Source organism: Luteibacter yeojuensis, from assembly GCF_000964085.1.
Lineage (GTDB): Bacteria > Pseudomonadota > Gammaproteobacteria > Xanthomonadales > Rhodanobacteraceae > Luteibacter > Luteibacter yeojuensis_A.
In genome coordinates, this window is record NZ_JZRB01000142.1 from 1 (window position 1) to 1464 (window position 1464).

2 protein-coding genes are annotated in these 1464 nt (G+C 66.8%); one reads left to right on the forward strand and one right to left on the reverse strand.

Translation table 11 applies throughout. The features are described from left to right. Positions 1-103: 103 nt before the first annotated feature. On the forward strand, positions 104-754 hold the full coding sequence (locus tag VI08_RS20610; protein ID WP_045831524.1) for a beta-ketoacyl synthase chain length factor: 651 nt from the start codon (positions 104-106) through the stop codon (positions 752-754). Between the two features lie 116 nt (positions 755-870). Here the strand turns inward: VI08_RS20610 and VI08_RS20615 are convergent. Next, positions 871-1464, reverse strand: a 594-nt coding sequence (locus tag VI08_RS20615) for a response regulator (RefSeq protein WP_045831525.1), incomplete at its 5' end; no start/stop codon positions are given.

Sequence of the window (1464 nt, forward strand, 5' to 3'; positions counted from 1 at the left end):
CTCTCCAGGCGCCCTTCTTGAACGCCCAGCAATCCGACACCCGCCCCCCCCCCGGACGCCGCCCCTTCGCCCAACCTGCATTGCCGGGCCGCTTGATGTGAGGATGCGTGTGCGGGTCAGCGCATTCTCGTCCAACGCGTCCTTCCCCGGAACGTATGGACGCCGCGCGTCAGCGTTTGAGCGCGTTGCATTTGATGCGGCGATGGATGCGTGTGGCAAATGGGGCGGTGACCCGGCAACCCTCCGGTCCGTGTTTGCGACCCAATCTGCCGACGCCGAGGCGGTCGACCGGATGATGAGGGGAGTCGCGCTGGACCCACCCCTCGTCTCACCCCTGACCTTCCTGCAGTCGGTGGCCTGCACGCTTGCCGGCAACTGGGCGGCGCGAACCTGCAGCCATGCGTCGTCGACGACGTTGACCGCTGGCCCACATAGCCTCGGCGCCGCCCTTCTTGAAGGGGCGGTGACGGTGGCCGCTGATGAGTCCACCTGCCTTGTCGTTCTCTGCGAGGTGCCGCCACCAGCCCCGTTGGCCATGCCCGGACACACGACAACGCCCATCGCGCTCGCCCTGGTGCTGACCCACGGGCCCGGACCGGGACGACTGCTCGACGTGCGTCCCGGCTCCGGGAACTGCCCTGGCCTCCCGCCGGAAGCGGTGGTCGCGCAATTGCGGACGCTCATCGACGGGCCCGCCGGTACGCAGCTGACGGTGCCGACTGGCAAGCGGACAAGCATTGCCCTGCAGGTGTGACCAGCAGTCCTGTGCGCATCGGCCCCGTGACGCATCAAGGGGGACTGCTTCGATGGAGAGCCCGGCGGGACCAGGGGCAGTCGGCGCAAATTGCCGTCAAACGGGGACGACGCGCCTTACTCCGTGGCGCGGCCGGCGAGGAGGCTGTCGACTGCCGAACGGAAGTCATCGATGGAAAACGGCTTCATCAGCACACTCCAGCCCGGTCCGGACAACTCTGCGCCATCGAACGCATCGGCAAAGCCGGTGATAAACAACACCGACAACCGGGGACGATGGTGTCTGGCCATTGCCACCATGGCCTTGCCATCCATTCCGCCCGGCAGACCCACATCGGTGACAAGGAGGTCGATGCGCGCGTCCGACTGCAGGACGCGAAGCCCCCCTGCGCTGTCGCCGGCCTCGATGACCGTGTGGCCAGCGTCTTCAAGAAGCGAGGTCACGAGAAGGCGCACGGTCGGCTCGTCGTCGACGACAAACACGGTCGAGGCCACGGGTTTGTCCGACAGTCCAGAATCCTCTTCGGGCACCAGCTCGTCGTCGGCGGGGCCGTCGTTGATGGGCAGGACCACGGATACGGTCGTGCCCTGCCCCGGCTCGGACTCGATGTCCACGCTGCCACCGCTTTGGCGGACAAACCCGAAGATCATCGACAATCCAAGGCCCGTTCCCTGTCCGGCAGGCTTGGTGGTGAAAAACGGGTCGAAGGC